This is a genomic window from Rhodoferax lithotrophicus (assembly GCF_019973615.1).
Taxonomy (GTDB): domain Bacteria; phylum Pseudomonadota; class Gammaproteobacteria; order Burkholderiales; family Burkholderiaceae_C; genus Rhodoferax; species Rhodoferax lithotrophicus.
On record NZ_AP024238.1, the window covers coordinates 1,910,190 to 1,926,324 of the forward strand.

General features: G+C 56.5%; 14 protein-coding genes. 9 read left to right on the forward strand and 5 right to left on the reverse strand.

Annotated elements, in window-relative coordinates; genetic code table 11:
• Positions 1 to 42: 42 nt before the first annotated feature.
• On the reverse strand, positions 43 to 1,029 hold the full coding sequence (locus LDN84_RS08820) for a sugar ABC transporter substrate-binding protein (RefSeq protein WP_223911320.1): 987 nt from the start codon (positions 1,027 to 1,029) through the stop codon (positions 43 to 45).
• A gap of 165 nt (positions 1,030 to 1,194) precedes the next feature.
• On the opposite strand from LDN84_RS08820, the gene LDN84_RS08825 reads away from it, so the two are divergent.
• Both LDN84_RS08825 and LDN84_RS08830 read left to right on the forward strand, forming a co-directional pair.
• Positions 1,195 to 2,190, forward strand: a complete 996-nt coding sequence (locus LDN84_RS08825; RefSeq protein WP_435405926.1) for a PfkB family carbohydrate kinase — start codon at positions 1,195 to 1,197, stop codon at positions 2,188 to 2,190.
• A gap of 49 nt (positions 2,191 to 2,239) precedes the next feature.
• Complete coding sequence (locus LDN84_RS08830; RefSeq protein ID WP_223911325.1) at positions 2,240 to 2,881, forward strand: nucleoside/nucleotide kinase family protein; 642 nt, start codon at positions 2,240 to 2,242, stop codon at positions 2,879 to 2,881.
• A gap of 58 nt (positions 2,882 to 2,939) precedes the next feature.
• Here LDN84_RS08830 and LDN84_RS08835 read toward each other — a convergent pair whose 3' ends face one another.
• The 3 genes from LDN84_RS08835 to LDN84_RS08845 all read right to left on the reverse strand — a co-directional run bounded on the left by LDN84_RS08835 (position 2,940) and on the right by LDN84_RS08845 (position 5,866).
• The gene (locus LDN84_RS08835; RefSeq protein ID WP_223911327.1) at positions 2,940 to 3,647 is read right to left on the reverse strand and encodes a nucleotide-binding protein; all 708 of its coding nucleotides are present in this window, start codon (positions 3,645 to 3,647) and stop codon (positions 2,940 to 2,942) included.
• A gap of 63 nt (positions 3,648 to 3,710) precedes the next feature.
• Positions 3,711 to 5,210 carry an ATP-binding protein gene (locus LDN84_RS08840; protein WP_223911329.1) on the reverse strand — a complete coding sequence of 500 codons (1,500 nt, stop codon included), beginning with the start codon at positions 5,208 to 5,210 and terminating at the stop codon, positions 3,711 to 3,713.
• Positions 5,207 to 5,866 carry a response regulator transcription factor gene (locus LDN84_RS08845; RefSeq protein ID WP_223911332.1) on the reverse strand — a complete coding sequence of 220 codons (660 nt, stop codon included), beginning with the start codon at positions 5,864 to 5,866 and terminating at the stop codon, positions 5,207 to 5,209. Before LDN84_RS08845 ends, LDN84_RS08840 begins: the two co-directional genes overlap by 4 nt.
• Before the next feature lie 235 nt (positions 5,867 to 6,101).
• Here LDN84_RS08845 and LDN84_RS08850 point away from each other — a divergent pair, with 235 nt between their 5' ends.
• From LDN84_RS08850 to LDN84_RS08870, 5 genes are all read left to right on the forward strand, one after another.
• Entirely contained in the window at positions 6,102 to 7,094 is a 993-nt protein-coding gene (locus LDN84_RS08850) for a DmsE family decaheme c-type cytochrome (RefSeq protein WP_223911335.1), read from the forward strand.
• Between the two features lie 53 nt (positions 7,095 to 7,147).
• Positions 7,148 to 10,165: an MtrB/PioB family outer membrane beta-barrel protein gene (locus tag LDN84_RS08855; protein ID WP_223911338.1), complete on the forward strand. Its 3,018-nt coding sequence runs from the start codon at positions 7,148 to 7,150 to the stop codon at positions 10,163 to 10,165.
• Positions 10,166 to 10,192: 27 nt separating this feature from the next.
• Positions 10,193 to 10,834: a c-type cytochrome gene (locus LDN84_RS08860; protein WP_223911340.1), complete on the forward strand. Its 642-nt coding sequence runs from the start codon at positions 10,193 to 10,195 to the stop codon at positions 10,832 to 10,834.
• A 24-nt stretch (positions 10,835 to 10,858) separates the two neighbouring features.
• Positions 10,859 to 11,515: a c-type cytochrome gene (locus LDN84_RS08865; RefSeq protein ID WP_223911342.1), complete on the forward strand. Its 657-nt coding sequence runs from the start codon at positions 10,859 to 10,861 to the stop codon at positions 11,513 to 11,515.
• Between the two features lie 109 nt (positions 11,516 to 11,624).
• The gene (locus LDN84_RS08870) at positions 11,625 to 12,014 is read left to right on the forward strand and encodes a diheme cytochrome c (protein WP_223912869.1); all 390 of its coding nucleotides are present in this window, start codon (positions 11,625 to 11,627) and stop codon (positions 12,012 to 12,014) included.
• A 101-nt stretch (positions 12,015 to 12,115) separates the two neighbouring features.
• Here LDN84_RS08870 and LDN84_RS08875 read toward each other — a convergent pair whose 3' ends face one another.
• Positions 12,116 to 13,108: a helix-turn-helix domain-containing protein gene (locus LDN84_RS08875; RefSeq protein WP_223911344.1), complete on the reverse strand. Its 993-nt coding sequence runs from the start codon at positions 13,106 to 13,108 to the stop codon at positions 12,116 to 12,118.
• A gap of 207 nt (positions 13,109 to 13,315) precedes the next feature.
• Here LDN84_RS08875 and eat point away from each other — a divergent pair, with 207 nt between their 5' ends.
• Both eat and LDN84_RS08885 read left to right on the forward strand, forming a co-directional pair.
• Positions 13,316 to 14,719, forward strand: coding sequence for an ethanolamine permease (eat, locus tag LDN84_RS08880; RefSeq protein WP_223911346.1), 1,404 nt, complete (start codon positions 13,316 to 13,318; stop codon positions 14,717 to 14,719).
• 4 nt (positions 14,720 to 14,723) lie between these two features.
• On the forward strand, positions 14,724 to 16,127 hold the full coding sequence (locus LDN84_RS08885) for an ethanolamine ammonia-lyase subunit EutB (protein ID WP_223911348.1): 1,404 nt from the start codon (positions 14,724 to 14,726) through the stop codon (positions 16,125 to 16,127).
• Positions 16,128 to 16,135 lie beyond the last annotated feature (8 nt).

Consider the following 16,135-nt stretch of genomic DNA (forward strand, 5'->3'; position numbering starts at 1 on the left):
GTCTGGTAAGCGTCAAGCCCCTGGGTGAAGCTTGGCGAATACTTATTTGGTGCCCCAGCACAGATCCAGACCTGTCTTGGCATCTTTGCTGTCCACGCCCGCAATGGCTTTGGCAGAGATCAGGGTGACGCCGGTATCGGTGTAGCCGCTTGAGCGCTTGCCGTCTTTGGCGTATTGCACGCCCGCAGCCACACCCAAGGCCGCCATCTTCAGCGGGTATTGCTGTGAGGTTGCGGTGATGATGCCTTTGGCCGTGTCTTTAATGCCTTGGCAACCACCGTCTACCGACAGGATCAGTACACCTTTTTCTTTGCCCGCCTTTTTCAAAGCGTTGTAGGCACCAGCGGCAGCAGGCTCATTGATGGTGTAAACCACGTTGATATCAGGGTTCTTTTGCAGGCAGTTTTCCATGGCCGTCTGGCCCTTGGCTTGGTTACCGTCAGTGTCGCCAGCACACACGGTCTCAGGGGTGCTGGAGAGTTCATTGGACTTGGCATCATTGGCCTTCAAGCCAAAACCGGTCATGAAACCGTTGTGGCGTTGTGCACCCACTGGGTGGCCGGGGAACAGGTCCAGCATGGCAATTTTGGCGGGCTTGTCACCCAAAGCAGCTTTGGCGTATTGACCAATCATGACACCTGCCTTGTAGTTGTCCGTTGCAAAAAGAGCATCGGCCCCTTCAAATGGGCTGTCCAGTGCAATCACTTGCACACCCTTGGCCTGCACTTTTTTCACGGTGGGGATGATGGCATCACCAGAGGCGGTGATCAAAATGGTTTTGGCACCTGCTGCGGTCATGTTTTCAATCGCTGCGATTTGGGCTGCGGTATCGCCATCTTTTTTGCCTGCGGCTGTCATCAGCTTGGCACCCATTTTTTTAGCCTCAGCTTGCGCACCTTCTTTCATCTTCACAAAAAATGGGTTGGTTTCGGTTTTGGTGATCAGGCCAATCACGGGTTGTTCTGCGGCAAAAGCGGCACTGCAGGCCAGGGTCAGGGTGCTCAGCAGAAGGGATGTCGACAGGTTCATTCGGATGCTCCTCGTTGGTTTGGCCCTTGCGGGGCGGTGGATTCACACAGTTGCAGGGGCTGAAGGCTGGCCTGCGGGTAATTACGCTTGTTGGTTTGGCGTGGCTGAACTATAGTGGCAGAATGGTTACTAAATCAAGTTGTTTTAGTTATGGAAAACCCTAATATGCTGCAAATAAACTCTTTTGTCCAGGTCGCCACCGCAGGTGAGGCGTTGATTGATTTCATTGCCCACGCTGATGGCCGTTTTGAGCCGTGCCTGGGTGGTGCGGTCTACAACCTGACCCGTGCGCTGGCGCGCCAGGGTATTGGCACGGCTTACCTCAACCCTTTGTCACGCGACCGCTTTGGTCGGCAATTGGCAAGCATGCTGACGCAAGACGGTGTGGTTCTGGCCGCACCTGAGCCGGTGGTGCAGGTCACTTCATTGGCCGTGGTCAATGTCAATGAGCGGGGCCATCCCGACTATGCGTTTTACCGTGAAGGTGTGGCCGACCGTGCCACCAGTGCCGCAGCTCTGACCCAAGCCTGCCGAGATATGGAAACCATGTCAATGGTGTGTACCGGCGCGTTGGCGCTTTCACCGGACGATGCAGACACCTACTTGCCTTGGCTGGCGGCGCAACGCCAGGCTGGGCGTACCGTGGTGGTGGATGCCAATTTGCGCCCCTCGGTGATGCCCAACCTGGAGCAATACCGTCGCCATGTATTGACCGCCTTGCAATATGCCGACGTGATCAAGGCCAGCGATGAAGACCTGGCATGCCTGGCGCTTCCGGGTGCAGATGCCTTGTCCCAGGCGCAGAACCTGCTTCAAACCAGTCGCGCCAGTGTGCTGGCCCTGACCTTGGGTGCGAAAGGTGCTGCGTTGTTGACACGTCAGGGGCAGGTGTTTCATGCGCGTGAACTGGAGCCGTTGAAGGTGGTGGATACCGTCGGTGCGGGGGATTGCTTTTTGGCTGGCCTGGTCACCGCCATGCTGGCGCACAAGCTGCCAGCCGATTGGGGTGGCGAAGTGGTGCCCGAGGGGGTTGCCAAAGACTTGCTGGGCAGTGCGATTGCCAGCGCCAGCCTGTGTGTGATGCAAAGGGGGTGTGTGCCGCCTTCACGCAGCCAGGTTCTGCAGCGGATGGCCTCTGTGGGGGTATCGTTTGTGGGTTGATGGGGAATGAATTCACGGACCCCAACCCCAATCATTCCAACGACCGATCATGACGATTCATCACAACCTGGATATGCCTGAAATCTGCCACCAGCGCATCACCCAACTGCTGTCCAGCGGCCGCCGCACCATTTTGGGCCTGGTGGCTCCACCCGGCGCAGGGAAGTCCACCCTGGCGCAAGCTTTGCTGACCAGGTTTGGTGATGCTGTACAGGTAGTGCCGATGGACGGTTTCCACCTGGCCAACAGCGAACTTGAGCGCCTGGGGCGGCGCGCCCGCAAAGGTGCACCAGACACCTTTGATGCGGCCGGATTCGTTAGCTTGCTGGCGCGTATCCAAGCGCAACAACCTGGTGATGCGGCGGTGTACGCGCCTGAGTTTCGGCGCGAGATCGACGAAGCCGTGGCCGGTGCCATTGCCGTGCAGCACAGCACACCGCTGATCGTTGTGGAGGGTAATTACCTGTTGCTGGACGACGCACCCTGGTCACAGGTGCGGGGCTTGAGCGATGAGATCTGGTACCTGGACGTGCCTGCCGATGTGCGCCATGCACGCCTGCTGGCACGCCACATACAGTTTGGCCGTACGCGTGAGGCGGCACTGGCCTGGATCGCCCACACCGATGAGCCCAACGCCGTGCGAATTGCGCAGGCGCGTCACCATGCAGATTTGTGCGTGGCTTGGGGCTGATTCTTTATTTTTAAGAAGAAAATAGGCCTCTAGTGCTTATCAATAAAGCGCTAGTAGCTCATTTATTGATAGCTTTCAGGGTAGCTTCCTCGATCAGTACTTTGTAGCTGTAGCCGGCACCAAAATCCTTGTCGTTGCGTACCGTGCCGGAGGCCGTGACCATGTCACCCAGTTTGGCTGAAGTGTTGGTGGTGACCAGGATGTCGTTGCTGGCGTTGCTCTCGGAGCCTGTGCCGTCACGCAGGTGCACCCAGTTTTTACCCATGATGCCGTTGTTGACCTTGACCACTTTGCCGTTCACCTGCACCGGTTTGTCTTTCAACGTTGTGGCCTTGGTCACCACCTCGGCCACGGTGTAGGCATTCGCACCGCTGGCTTTGGCCACTTTGATCGGGCTGGTGTCCACCGGCTTGACCTGGTTGCCATGTGCAGCCATGGTCTCTTTGCCGCCGGTTGTGGTGCCTGCAAGGTTGCCAAACACGATGCTGGGGAAGGTTTTCTTCAGCGTTTTGCTTTCAAAGTTGTTCATCACCATGGCGTTTTCGATGGTTACCTTGGCTCCTCTTTTCACGCTGGTGGTGTTCACGGCGGCCCAGGTTTCACCGTCTTTGGTCTTCAGGCGCAAGTAGGTGTAACCGTCAACGTCTTTGGTTTCCAGCACTTCACCGGAGACCACCGAGTTAGCCATGGGCGCATCCGCAGCGGCCCAAGTGAGGGGGGTGACGGATGCCGCAACGAGCAGGCCGATGGCGAATAATTTTTTCATGGTGTGTGAGGGGAGGTGAAAAAGCTGAGCATAGCAGCAAGCAAGTTCAGCAGTTGTTTGGGCTTAGTGGCATTCATCGGCGGTGTGGGAATGACTGCTGGACAACGCGAAAGTGACGATGGCACTGACCCCTCGTTTGCCTGGGCCCTCGGTGAGGACGATCTGCGCGTCATGGAGCTGCGCAATGCGCCGGCAAATCGCCAGGCCAAGGCCGGTGCCGGGTTGCTCCTGCTTGGCAAGGCGGTAGAAGCGTTCAAACACACGTTCGCGCTGTTCGGCAGGAATACCCGGGCCGTCATCGGAAACCGTCAGTTGTAATCCCGCTGGGGTGCGACACACATCAATGTTGATGTGCCCGCCGCTTGGGGTGTAGCGGATGGCGTTGTCAAGCAGGTTGCGCAGCAAGATAGCCAGCATGTCAGCATTGCCGACGAGTGGTGGCAAATGGGGTTCTACGCTGAGTTCAATGGTTTGGTCACGTGGCAGGGTCAAGGGGGCCAGTTCGGCACAGGTGGCCTGGGTGACATCGCCCATATCAAGGGGTGCGGCATCTGGCAAGCTCTGCTCAGGATCAAGCCGCGCCAGAGTCAGCATTTGCCCCACCAGCCGGATGCTTTTCTCAATGCCAAACTGCAATTGACCGATGGCTAACAGGCGTTCGGTTTCGGTCTGGGCTACTTTCACCGCAGACAGCTGGGCTTGAATGGCGGCCAGCGGTGTGCGCAACTCATGGGCGGCGTTGTCGGTAAAGCGGCGTTCACTTTCCAGTGCCTGGGCCATGCGTTGCAGCAAGTGGTTCAAGGCCAGGACAATCGGACGAATCTCTTTTGGGGTTTTGCTTTCATCGAGCAAGGTCAGGCTGTCCGGTTTTCGGGATGCAATTTCCTGACTCAGGGTTTTCAGGGGAATCAACCCTCTCTTGATTGAAAACCAAAGCAACCAGATCAGGATGGGCAACCCCAACGCAATCGGGCTGATGGAGTTCAGGGTGATGCTGTTGACCTGTTGGCTGCGCACCTTGTGAGGCTCTGACACGATGACATGTACCTGGTGCTTCCGATCCCAGATGCTGTAGTGCCGCCAGCCTTGGTTGTTCGCATCAAGGGTGTCTGAGAAACCGAGTTGATCGGTCATGGCCCAGTTGGGAGCATTGACCGAGCGATAGAGCAAATGGCCATCATTGCGCCAGGCCTGGTAGATCAGACGCTTGCCATATTCCACATTTTTGGACACCACAAAGGCTTTGGCAGGTGGACCCGTAACATCACTGGGGACGGCGGGTGTGGAGGTTCGTTTAGGCAAGTCTGGCCATTGGTCGAAGATTTGATCCACCGTGGGTGATCCCGCTGTGCCATCCCCTGCCACGGGTTGATTGGCATTGGGACTGGTCACGCGCAACAATGCCAGAGCCGAGTGTGACAGATGAATGTCGTAAAGCTCGTTCAACTCATCGGCGTTGTCCCGGATGCTTAACACGATCACCACCGCCCAATAAGCAAAGCTGACGATAACCAGTCCAATCAGCAAACGGCGGCTCAGCGATAAATGCTTGCCTGTGATCAAGGGGCGTTCCTGAGTAGGGTGTAGCCAATGCCGCGCATGGTTTTGAGGTTTTTGGCCCCGATTTTGGCGCGCAGGTTGTGAATGTGGACTTCCACCGTGTTGCTTTCGACCTGGCTGTTCCAGCCGTACAGGGCGCGTTCCAGCTGGTTGCGGGTGATGACGTTGCCGGCACCCTCCATGAGCACGCGCAACACGTCAAATTCCCGTTTGGAGAGGTTGAGCAAGACCCCATTTTTCATGACGCTGCGTGCATCCACGTCCATCGTCAGTTCACCCACGGTGTGGCGACCACCGCGCCCGGAACGTCGAATGAGTGCGCGTAGTCGGGCAATCAACTCTTCCATGTCGGTGGTTTTGACCAAAAAATCGTCGGCACCAGTGTCCAGGCTGAGGACTTTGTCATTGGTGGTGTCGCGTGCGGTGAGTACCAGCACCGGCATGCGGTTACCACGAGAGCGCAGGATTTCCAGGACCTCCAGACCGTTCATTCCAGGTAGGCTGATGTCCAGCACCATGGCCAGAAAGTCCTCGGTTTTCAAGAGATTGAGTGCGGCTTCACCATCTTTGACCCAGGTGGGATCGAAGCCGGACCGGCCGAGTGAACTGCGCAAACCGGCACCCATCAAGGCGTGGTCTTCAACGATCAGGATACGCATGGATGTTTCAACTTTGTAATGGTTCCGAAATAAATGCTTAGGACTTTCCCGAATAAACCGCCCGTATTTAGGAGGATTTCTTAGAAATGGGATTTGTTTTTAAGTTTGGGTTCACGTTCTTAAGTTTCGTGATGACCTGAATATTTACATTTGTTTACAGGTTTTACGCATCTATCGCTATCTGGGCGACTGATGTTCAGGTCGGTAAGTCTAGCAAGCAAGAGGTGTTTCACGCATGGCAATTCAATTTTCTCTAATGTGGCGCAGACTGTGCACCATCGTGTTGACGGCATGGGTGTGTAGTCTGTTACCTGCTGGCTTCGCGCTGGCTGATACGGACCCCATGGCCAATGCACGTATGGTGGGCGAAAAACGTTGCGCGGTCTGCCATGACACCGAGAAGAGTCTCTTTGGTCACACCCAGCACGCCAAAGTGTTTCGCGAGAATCCACGTAACGATACGGAAAAGTCGGTGTGTGAGGCTTGTCATGGCAACGGTTCGCTGCACGTGGCAGACACCAAAAACAAGGATCTGATTGTTGGCTTCTCCAAAGAGTGGAATACGCCGATTGAGCGTCAGACAGGTCAGTGCCTGAGTTGCCATGCTGGCGGTCAGCGTATCAACTGGCCAGGTTCCATCCACGCGACCAACAAGCTGGGTTGCTCCGACTGTCACAACCCCATGGCGCGGTTTTCGGCCACCGGTTTGATGAAAAAAGCAGGCATTACCGAAACCTGCCAAAGCTGCCATCAGCAGCAACGTGCTGAATTTCGCAAAAAGTCCCACATGCCGGTGCCTGAAGGCAAGATGACTTGCGTGGACTGTCATAACCCGCATGGCAGTACCAGCAAGAAGCTGCTCAAGGCGGACAACCTGAACGAGCTTTGCTACACCTGCCATGCCGAAAAACGCGGCCCCTTTATCTGGGAGCACGCCCCGGTGCGTGAGAACTGCATGAATTGCCATGCGCCCCATGGCTCCAATGCGGACAAGTTGCTGGTCCAGACACGGCCGTTTCTGTGTGCCTCATGCCACAGCACGACCGGCACGATGGGCCATCAGGTGTGGGGTAACAACACGTTGGGCGCTTCTGCACTGCCAACAGACCCGAACAATGCGGCAGCTGGTTTCACGCAATCCAGACGCATGACCGGGCGGTCATGCCAGAACTGTCACTCCATGATCCACGGTAGCAACAGCCCGTCTGGCGCTCGCTTCACCCGCTAACCAGATACGAGAACCATCCCATGACTCAGTTCACTATTTCTCGGAGTACTCACATGAGCCCACGTCCTCGCATGAAAATGCTTGCCGTCAGCATCGGTGTGGCACTGGCCCAGTGGGGTTCTGGTGCCGCTTTTGCCGACTCCGCCGTTGGGGTTGATATGGCCAACGGCAATGACCTCAACCCGCCAGGTCGCTCGGCCATTCCCCGGCCCATGGCAGACGGTGGTTATGACACCGTGCGCCGCTCACCGACTGGACAGTTGTATGGTGTGCCCTATGACGTGGAAACCGAACCCAACCAAACAGAGGGTGGTTGGCAATACACCGGTGGTGTGGAGGGTGGGGCCCTGGGTGGCAATGGCGACACCAAAAATGCATTGTTTCGCAAATACAAAGATTTGAAGAACGGCGGCTACCTCAACTACTTCAATATTGAGGCTGACAAGGCGGATACCGGCAATTACATGTCTGCCTTTGGTGGCGGAACAGGTCAGGCTGATCAGTTTTACGGCATGCAGTTTGGTCGCTACAACGACTGGAAGATGAAGCTGTTCTACAACGAAACACAGCACGTCTTTTCAACAAATTGGCGCTTGCTGATGAATGGTGAAGGAACCGGTAACTTGACCACCGGGCTTGCGGCACCCGTTGCTGTGACCACCGGCACTTTTGCCGCAGGTGCAGCCAATTACGTTGGGGCGGCATCTACTTGTACTGCAGCAGCCCCTTGCTGGAAATATACCGACGCACTGGGTGTCACCAAAACATACTCCAATGCGGCAGCATCAGGTGCCATCAATGGCATCGGAGGTGTGGCGAATGCTGCTGGTGTTGTTGTTGCCGGGCCATTACAGTCCAATATGGCGTTGGCGATCAGCAACAAGCTGGCGGCGACACCCGACAGTGAGCTGAGTTTGGTGCGGAAAAAGGGGGGTGGTCGTTTCGACAAGACCATCACCGATAACTGGAAAGGCTATTTCAGTTACACCCAGGAGGCGCGTCAAGGTTCACGTCCCTTCTCGTTCACTCAGGGCAATAATCTGTCCACCGAGATTGCAGAGCCCATTGATTACACCACCCATGATTTTCTGGCCGGTATCCAGTATGCGGACCGGCTGACACAGGCCAATCTGCGTTTCTCGGCATCCCTGTTTCGCAACAACATAAGTACGCTCAACGTTCAGTACCCCTTGTTGTCACCAGGTGTTAATGCTGCAGGTACAGGGGTGGCCGGGCCCTATGCCGCCATACAAACGGCTACGTTTGACCTGTACCCTGACAACAATGCATTTAACCTGAAGGGTGAATTTGCCAGATCCATGCCTGATTTCCTGCATGGGCGTTTCAACGCAGCCCTGTCATTTGGAACCAGCCAGCAAGATGATGCCTTGTTGGCCCCCATATCAGCGGCCCAACTCAGGAATTTGCAGGCCAACGGGTATTACAACCCGGCCTTGGCAACCAATATTCTGGGCACCGTGGCCAATCTCGGTTATGCGGCGGGCACCCTCAATATCAATAACTGGATTGACCCGCAGACGGCATTGAGTCAAACCACCAGCAAGCAACGCATCGACACGGCCTTGTTGGACTTGGGTTTGTCCGTTAAACCGGTGGATGCGCTGAGCATGAAAGGCACTTTGCGCTATTACGACTCGGCCAACAAAGGTGGCTACATGGCCTACAACCCGTTGACCGGGCAGTTTGGTCGTGGCCCCAATGATGGTAATGGGGCATTTGAAGCCATTGTGGGTCTGCAGCCAGGAACGCTTCCCAAAACCGCTGGGGACTGCTATATCCCACCAGGATTCACGGCCAATGCCTTGACCAATACCTGCCAGTTCAATCTGGTGTTTAACAACGGTTCGAATATTCCTGTCAACGGTCAGGCACGGTCAACCCAACAGTTGAACTATGGCCTGTCTGGTGATTACGACCTGAGCAACACCAGCAGCATCAATGCGGCGCTGGAGCGTGAGGAATTCAACCGTAATTTCCGCGAGCGCGACAAGACCTGGGAAGACAAGTTCAAGCTCGGTTATGTCAATCGTGGTTGGGGTGATGCCACCCTGCGTACCTCTTATGAGGTGGACAACAAACGTGGCAGCGAATACCGCTACCGCACCTGGGAAGATCTGGGTACCTGGTTACCGGGCTTGACACCGGCAGAGCAGGTCGCTGCCGCACAGGCTTTGGCGGTTAATCCTGCTGATCCCAAGTACGCGGGTTACGTGGCCCTGGCGGCAGGGCTTTTTAATCGCTACTCCTACTATTTCCGCAAATACGATCAAGCAGACCGTGACCAGAATATTTTCAACCTGCGCCTGAATTACCAAGCCCGCGAGGATCTGGATTTGGGTCTGGCGGTACAGATGAAAGACATCAAGTACCCGAATTCTTTCTATGGGCTGGAAAGTGACAAGCAGGACTCGGTATCGCTGGAGGCCAATTACCAACCTGTATCAGGCAGCAACATTTATGCCTCGTATGGCTACCAGCGCGGCAGCAAATCCATGAAACTCAATTCGGGGGTTGCCGGTGTGAACGCTTGTACCTTGCCCAATGTTGCTGCCTTGGGGTACGTGGCTTGTTCAGACACGACAACGGGTCTGGATGGTGCACGTCCTTACACCTCCGCCTGGAAAATGAACAGCGATGACCGCAACAATGTCATTGGACTGGGCTTCCAGACCAAGATCGGCGCGATGCAATTTGGTGTGGACTACACCTATTCATCCAGCACGACCGATATTGGCTATACCTTTGGCAGTACGGCGTTAAGTGCGGTGCCCGCAACACAAGCTGCAGCCGCTTTGATTGCAGGCAGTGCGCTCCCTAGCATGACCTTTGTTCAGCAAACCTTGAGCCTGAACTTGCTGATTCCCGTGAGCAAGCGACTGTCCATCCGCCTGTATGACCGCATTGAGTTGGGTGGCGTGACAGATTGGCACTATGACGGTGTGGTGCATAACGCTGTGACCAATTACGACCTGGGTGCCACACAGCTTGACAGTGGATCGATGGGTTACCGTGCCAATGTGATTGGTTTCTTCATTCAATACAAGTTGTAAGCCACGCTTACCCTAAGGAGCTGATCAATGATTTGTCCAATCAATAGCTACAAGCACAAACTGGTTCTGGCTTTGCGCGGCTTGGGTGTCATTTTTGCGCTGGGTGTGGCCTGTTCTGAACCCGCTGCGGCTCAGGATGCCGCTTCTGTCGCCAAGAATGTGTGTGCCGGTTGTCATGGTGAAGATGGCAACAGTGTGGTGCCCATGTTTCCCAAGATTGCCGGATTACAAGAGACCTACATCGTCAAGCAGCTGCGTGATTTTCAGGCCGGGCGACGCAAGAGCGACATCATGGGTCCCATCGTGGCGGCTCTTCGACCAGAAGATTTCTTGCCACTGGCCACTCATTTTGCGGGTCAGAAAATGAAAGCGAGTGAGACCGAGGACAAAAAGCTGGCTGACTTCGGCAAGTTGGTGTTTTTTGATGGCAACGAAGACACTGGCTTGCCAGCGTGTGTGGGCTGTCACCAGGCACAGGGCGCAGGGCATCTGATTTATCCACGTATCGGTGGGCAACATGCCATCTATATCACCCAGCAGTTGAAAAACTTTACCAGTGGCGAACGTTCCAACGATGTCAGCCGTTTCATGCGTGTGGTGGGCAAGCGGATGACCGAAGAGGAAATCGATGCCGTTTCTGCCTATCTGGCAAGCCTTGGCACAAAATAAATTTCAAAAGCAGGTAGAAAACTCATGAATAAATTACTGGCAGTGCTGATATTGGGTTCCGTAGGGGCTGCATCTGCTTTGGCGCAGACCCCGGTCTGGAACGAGATCAAAGGTGAACTCAAAATTGCGCTGGATGCCAAGGCGGATGCCGCTCGTGGTGAGGCTGCGTTCGAGCAGTGTGTTGGTTGCCACCGAGTCGATGCCTCAGGGCGCACCAGTGGTGCGTACCCGCGCCTGTCTGGCCAGCACGCCACCGTGCTGATGAAGCAGATTGCCGATATCCGCTCCGGGCAGCGCAGCAACCCCAAGATGGAGCCCTTTATTGGGGATCACGTGCTTGATGCCTACCAAATTGCCGACGTAGCGGTTTACCTGAATGGTTTACCCATTGCAATTGCCAACGGCAAAGGGCCTGGTACGTTGATCACCAAAGGCAAGGAGCTGTATGACAGAGACTGTGCTGACTGTCATGGTGCCAAGGGGCAGGGCAGCGCGCCCAAATTTTTCCCAATGGTGGCTGCCCAGCACTACCGGTATTTGCTGCGTGAAGCCACGTTCATCCGTGATGGAGATCGTCGCAATTCAAATCCTGACATGGTCAAGGTCATCAAGCCTTATACCGCCAGTGATCTGGAAGCCGTGGCGGACTACATGGCGTCATTGCCACCGCCACAAAAGTAAGGCCATGCTGACTGCGTAAAAAAGCGCAGGACACTGACACCATCAAACAAAGATGAATGGGTATTCGATAAAAAAGCTTGGTATCGGGGTGCTGTGGTTAACGTGCAGCATGGCCAGTGGTGCGCATGACAACGTATGGCAACCTGCTCAGGACAACGCGCTCTGGCGCTCGGAGTGCGGCGCTTGTCACATGGCTTTTCCACCCGGGTTGTTGTCCTCCGATGATTGGCTGGATCTGATGTCGAACCTGGACAAACATTTTGGTGTGGATGCCAGTGTGGATGCCCAAACCAGAGCGGAAATTTCGGAATACCTGAAACAGAATGCCGCCAGCAACCGCTTGTTTGGCAGCCGTAGCGAGGTGCCGCGCATCACCACCAGCGACCGTTTTGTGGGCAAACACCGCAGCGCCATTCGTCTCTGGATGAAAGGCAAGCTCAAGTCTCTGAGTGATTGTGGTGCTTGCCACAAGGAATCTGGTTTGAACATTTCCGAGTGAGGCCTGATCCGGGCATGGATACCTGAACCTGCTCGAGTGTCATCACCTGTGCCAGGTCTTCACCATGAACGTGTGGATGATGTGGTGTGTGGGGGTAGTGCTCAATGAGTTTTCGTCAGCATGGACTGCGACGGGCTTTGTCCAAACAGCTTGCGGTAGTCGCTGGAGAACTGACTGAAATGCCAGAAACCCCAATCGGCGGCTACGTCCTGCACCGTCAGGGACTTGGCTGAGGCTTGTCGCAAATGGCGGCGCGCACCATTGAGGCGGATCAGCCGCAGGTACTGCATGGGGCTCATGCCCAGCACGTCCTCAAAACAATATTGCAAGGTGCGACGGCTGACAAACAGCTGTTCACACAACTTGGGCACGGTGATAGCCTGGTCATGGTGTGCCAACACCAGATCACGCGCTTTGGCCACGATGCGCTGGCGGCGCTGAAAGCTGCTGCTGACCGCGCCGTCCACCGCACTGGTATCCAGCAGGGCGAGCAGGGTATTGAGCAGGACCTGCTGGCGCAAATCAGGGTCGGTGCAGCCACCGTCGTTTTGCAGCAAGCCGGCCAGCGTCTGTAGCAAGGACGTGCGTGAGTTGTTGTCCACGTGTATGACCTCGGCACAGGCCAGTTGTGCCCAGTCGATCCGGCTGCCGCTCAGTTCTGCAGCTTGCAACAAGGCGTTCCGGCGGATCACGATGCCATAGATGGCGTAGTCCGGCGGGGTTACCAGCTCAAACTCGCAGTCACCCGGGCGCACCATGATGGCGTGCGCGCCCGCCAGCCGCCCGTTGATGCGGGTCTGGTCAGACTGCTCGGGCAGGCCAAACCAGAAGGCATCCGGCCAGACGCAACATGACTGGCGCACCGCCTGGCTGGTGCATTCGCGAAACACCTGCATCTGGGGCAGTTGCAGCTCCGCCAGCGTGCCGTGAAAACGCCCGCGTGTGATCTGGTCGTAACTTTGTTCCCAATCGGTGAGGTTGTGGGCATGCTCGTCGGCATCAAAGGCTTCGACCGTGCGAATCTGGTGCGTGTTGCCCACAAATGGCGCATCAAAGGCCATAGATGTGGCGTGGCAAGAAGAGGCTGGTGCCATGGTGTGCATCCTCATGATTCGGTTTGGGTGGATTGGAGCCCTTGCATATCGAAGGTGGCAAGCGGGTTAACCCGTGTCAAAAAAAACTTTGCCGAAATTTGATAACGCAAAAAAGCCGCTCTGGATAAAGATCAAGGCAAGCAACTCCCATGCCCAAACCCTTCTTGTTAAATCCCGCAACCCTTTGCACTTGATTGGAGAATTCAGATGAATCCGTTGGACCCTTCTCACCACAGCGGCACCCATGTGCTCAAACCGGTGCTCAGCACCCTGCAACTCTGGGGCATTGCCGTGGGCCTGGTGATCTCTGGTGAATACTTTGGCTGGAGCTTCGGCTGGGCCTCGGCTGGCACGCTGGGCTTCACCATCACCTCGATCTTTATCGCGGCGATGTACGCCACCTTTATCTTCAGCTTTACCGAGCTGACCACCTCCATCCCTCACGCCGGTGGCCCATTTGCCTACAGCAAGCGCGCCTTTGGTCCGGTGGGTGGCTACCTGGCTGGCGCCGCCACCTTGATTGAGTTTGTGTTTGCGCCACCCGCCATTGCGCTGGCCATTGGCGCTTACCTGAACGTACAGTTCCCGGCGCTGGATCCCAAGCTGGCCGCGCTCGGAGCCTACCTGGTGTTCATGACGCTCAATATCGTTGGGGTGCAGATTGCCGCCACCTTTGAACTGGCTGTGACCCTGCTGGCCATTTTCGAGCTGCTGGTGTTCATGGGGGTGGTGTCACCGGGTTTCTCCATGGCCAACTTCACCAAGGGTGGCTGGTCCGGGCAGGACAGCTTCAGCCTGGCCTCCATTCCTGGCATGTTTGCCGCCATTCCGTTTGCCATCTGGTTCTTCCTGGCGATTGAAGGCGTGGCCATGGCTGCGGAAGAAGCCAAAGACCCCAAGCGCTCGATTCCCGTGGCCTACATCACCGGCATCCTGACCCTGGTGGTGTTGGCCATTGGTGTGATGGTGTTTGCCGGTGGTGCTGGTGACTGGACCAAGCTGTCCAACATCAACGACCCGCTGCCCCAGGCCATGAAGATGATCGTCGGCGAAAACAGCGGCTGGTTACACATGCTGGTGTGGCTGGGCCTGTTTGGTCTGGTGGCCTCGTTCCACGGCATCATTCTGGGCTACTCACGCCAGATTTATGCCCTGTCGCGTGAAGGCTACCTGCCGCCGTTCTTCGCCAAATTACACCCCCGTTTCAAAACCCCGCACCGCGCCATTCTGGCCGGGGGGGCTATTGGTATTGCCGCCATTTACAGCGACGAGTTGATCAAGATTGGTGGCAACACCCTGACCGCCAACATTGTCACCATGTCGGTGTTTGGTGCGATCCTGATGTACATCATCAGCATGCTCAGCTTGTTCCAACTGCGCCGCACGGCACCCAACATGGTGCGCCCCTTCCGTGCGCCGTTTTACCCGTTGTTCCCGGCGTTTGCACTCCTGGGCGCAGGGGTTTGCATGGCTACAATGATTTATTACAACGCCCTGATTTTCGGAATTTTCCTGGGCTTTTTGGCACTTGGTTACGGCTACTTCCTGTTGACCAGCCACCACCGCACCAACGCCATTGCCATGAACGCCATGGCTGCTGACCCCACCTGACATCATGACCGTGCAAAACCATCAGTACACTCATCGCGTTGGAGCCAACACCTACAGCTTTTGCGATTTGAAGGACCTGATGGCCAAGGCCACGCCAGCACGCTCGGGCGACCTGCTGGCTGGTGTGGCCGCCCACAGTGCGCAGGAGCGTGCAGCGGCGCAAATGGCATTGGCCGAGGTGCCGCTCAAAACCTTTCTGACGCAAGCCTTGGTGCCGTATGAAGACGATGAAATCACCCGCCTGATCATCGACAGCCACGATGCCCAGGCCTTTGCCCCCGTCAGCCACCTGACGGTGGGCGACTTTCGCAACTGGCTGCTGGGCGATGAGGTTGACAGCGCGGTGCTGACGGCCCTGGCCCCGGGCATCACCCCTGAAATGGCCGCAGCCGTTTGCAAAATCATGCGCAACCAGGATTTGATTCTGGTGGCCCAAAAATGCAGCGTGGTGACAAAGTTTCGCAACACCATTGGCCTGCCTGGCCGCATGGCCACGCGCCTGCAACCCAACCACCCCACCGACGATGCCACCGGCATTGCCGCCAGCCTGCTCGACGGCCTGCTCTACGGCAGTGGTGACGCGGTGATTGGCATCAACCCGGCCACCGACAACGTGCCGCAAGTCATCAAGCTGGTGACGATGATGAGCGACATCATTCATCAATACGAGATTCCCACCCAGTCCTGCGTGCTCACCCATGTGACCAACACCATCGAAGCCATCCACCGTGGCGCGCCGGTGGACCTGGTGTTCCAGTCCATTGGCGGCACCGAGGCCACCAACCGCAGCTTCGGTGTGAGCCTGGCGCTGCTGGGCGAGGCGCGCAGCGCCGCCTTGTCGCTGAAGCGTGGCACGGTGGGCGACAACGTGATGTACTTCGAGACCGGCCAGGGCAGTGCCCTGTCGGCCAACGCCCACCATGGTCTGGACCAGCAAACCTGCGAGGCGCGGGCCTACGCGGTGGCGCGGCAGTTCAAGCCACTGCTGGTCAACACCGTGGTGGGTTTCATCGGGCCGGAGTATTTGTTTGACGGCAAACAGATCATCCGCGCCGGGCTGGAAGACCACTTCTGCGCCAAACTGCTGGGCCTGCCGATGGGCTGCGACGTGTGTTACACCAACCACGCCGAAGCCGACCAGAACGACATGGACGTGCTGCTGACCCTGTTGGGCGTGGCCGGCTGCAACTTCGTCATGGGCATTCCGGGCTCGGACGACATCATGCTCAACTACCAGACCACCTCGTTCCACGACGCGCTCTATGTGCGCCGCGTGTTGGGCCACAAGCCTGCGCCTGAGTTTGAGGCCTGGCTGCAAAAGATGCACATCTTCAGCACCGACGAGCAGTTCCGCCTCAATGCCGCGCTGCCCACCGCCTTCCAGAAAGCGCTGTTTCGCCTGAATTAAACCCGCCG

What these genes read in the sequence shown, in the direction of transcription:
- LDN84_RS08830 (WP_223911325.1), top strand. Translation starts at nt 2,240, where the DNA reads ATGACGATTCATCACAACCTGGATATGCCTGAAATCTGCCACCAGCGC.
- LDN84_RS08845 (WP_223911332.1), bottom strand. Translation starts at nt 5,866, where the DNA reads ATGCGTATCCTGATCGTTGAAGACCACGCCTTGATGGGTGCCGGTTTG.
- LDN84_RS08855 (WP_223911338.1), top strand. Translation starts at nt 7,148, where the DNA reads ATGAGCCCACGTCCTCGCATGAAAATGCTTGCCGTCAGCATCGGTGTG.
- LDN84_RS08850 (WP_223911335.1), top strand. Translation starts at nt 6,102, where the DNA reads ATGGCAATTCAATTTTCTCTAATGTGGCGCAGACTGTGCACCATCGTG.
- LDN84_RS08865 (WP_223911342.1), top strand. Translation starts at nt 10,859, where the DNA reads ATGAATAAATTACTGGCAGTGCTGATATTGGGTTCCGTAGGGGCTGCA.
- LDN84_RS08870 (WP_223912869.1), top strand. Translation starts at nt 11,625, where the DNA reads ATGGCCAGTGGTGCGCATGACAACGTATGGCAACCTGCTCAGGACAAC.
- eat (WP_223911346.1), top strand. Translation starts at nt 13,316, where the DNA reads ATGAATCCGTTGGACCCTTCTCACCACAGCGGCACCCATGTGCTCAAA.
- LDN84_RS08825 (WP_435405926.1), top strand. Translation starts at nt 1,195, where the DNA reads ATGCTGCAAATAAACTCTTTTGTCCAGGTCGCCACCGCAGGTGAGGCG.
- LDN84_RS08835 (WP_223911327.1), bottom strand. Translation starts at nt 3,647, where the DNA reads ATGAAAAAATTATTCGCCATCGGCCTGCTCGTTGCGGCATCCGTCACC.
- LDN84_RS08885 (WP_223911348.1), top strand. Translation starts at nt 14,724, where the DNA reads ATGACCGTGCAAAACCATCAGTACACTCATCGCGTTGGAGCCAACACC.
- LDN84_RS08820 (WP_223911320.1), bottom strand. Translation starts at nt 1,029, where the DNA reads ATGAACCTGTCGACATCCCTTCTGCTGAGCACCCTGACCCTGGCCTGC.
- LDN84_RS08860 (WP_223911340.1), top strand. Translation starts at nt 10,193, where the DNA reads ATGATTTGTCCAATCAATAGCTACAAGCACAAACTGGTTCTGGCTTTG.
- LDN84_RS08875 (WP_223911344.1), bottom strand. Translation starts at nt 13,108, where the DNA reads ATGGCACCAGCCTCTTCTTGCCACGCCACATCTATGGCCTTTGATGCG.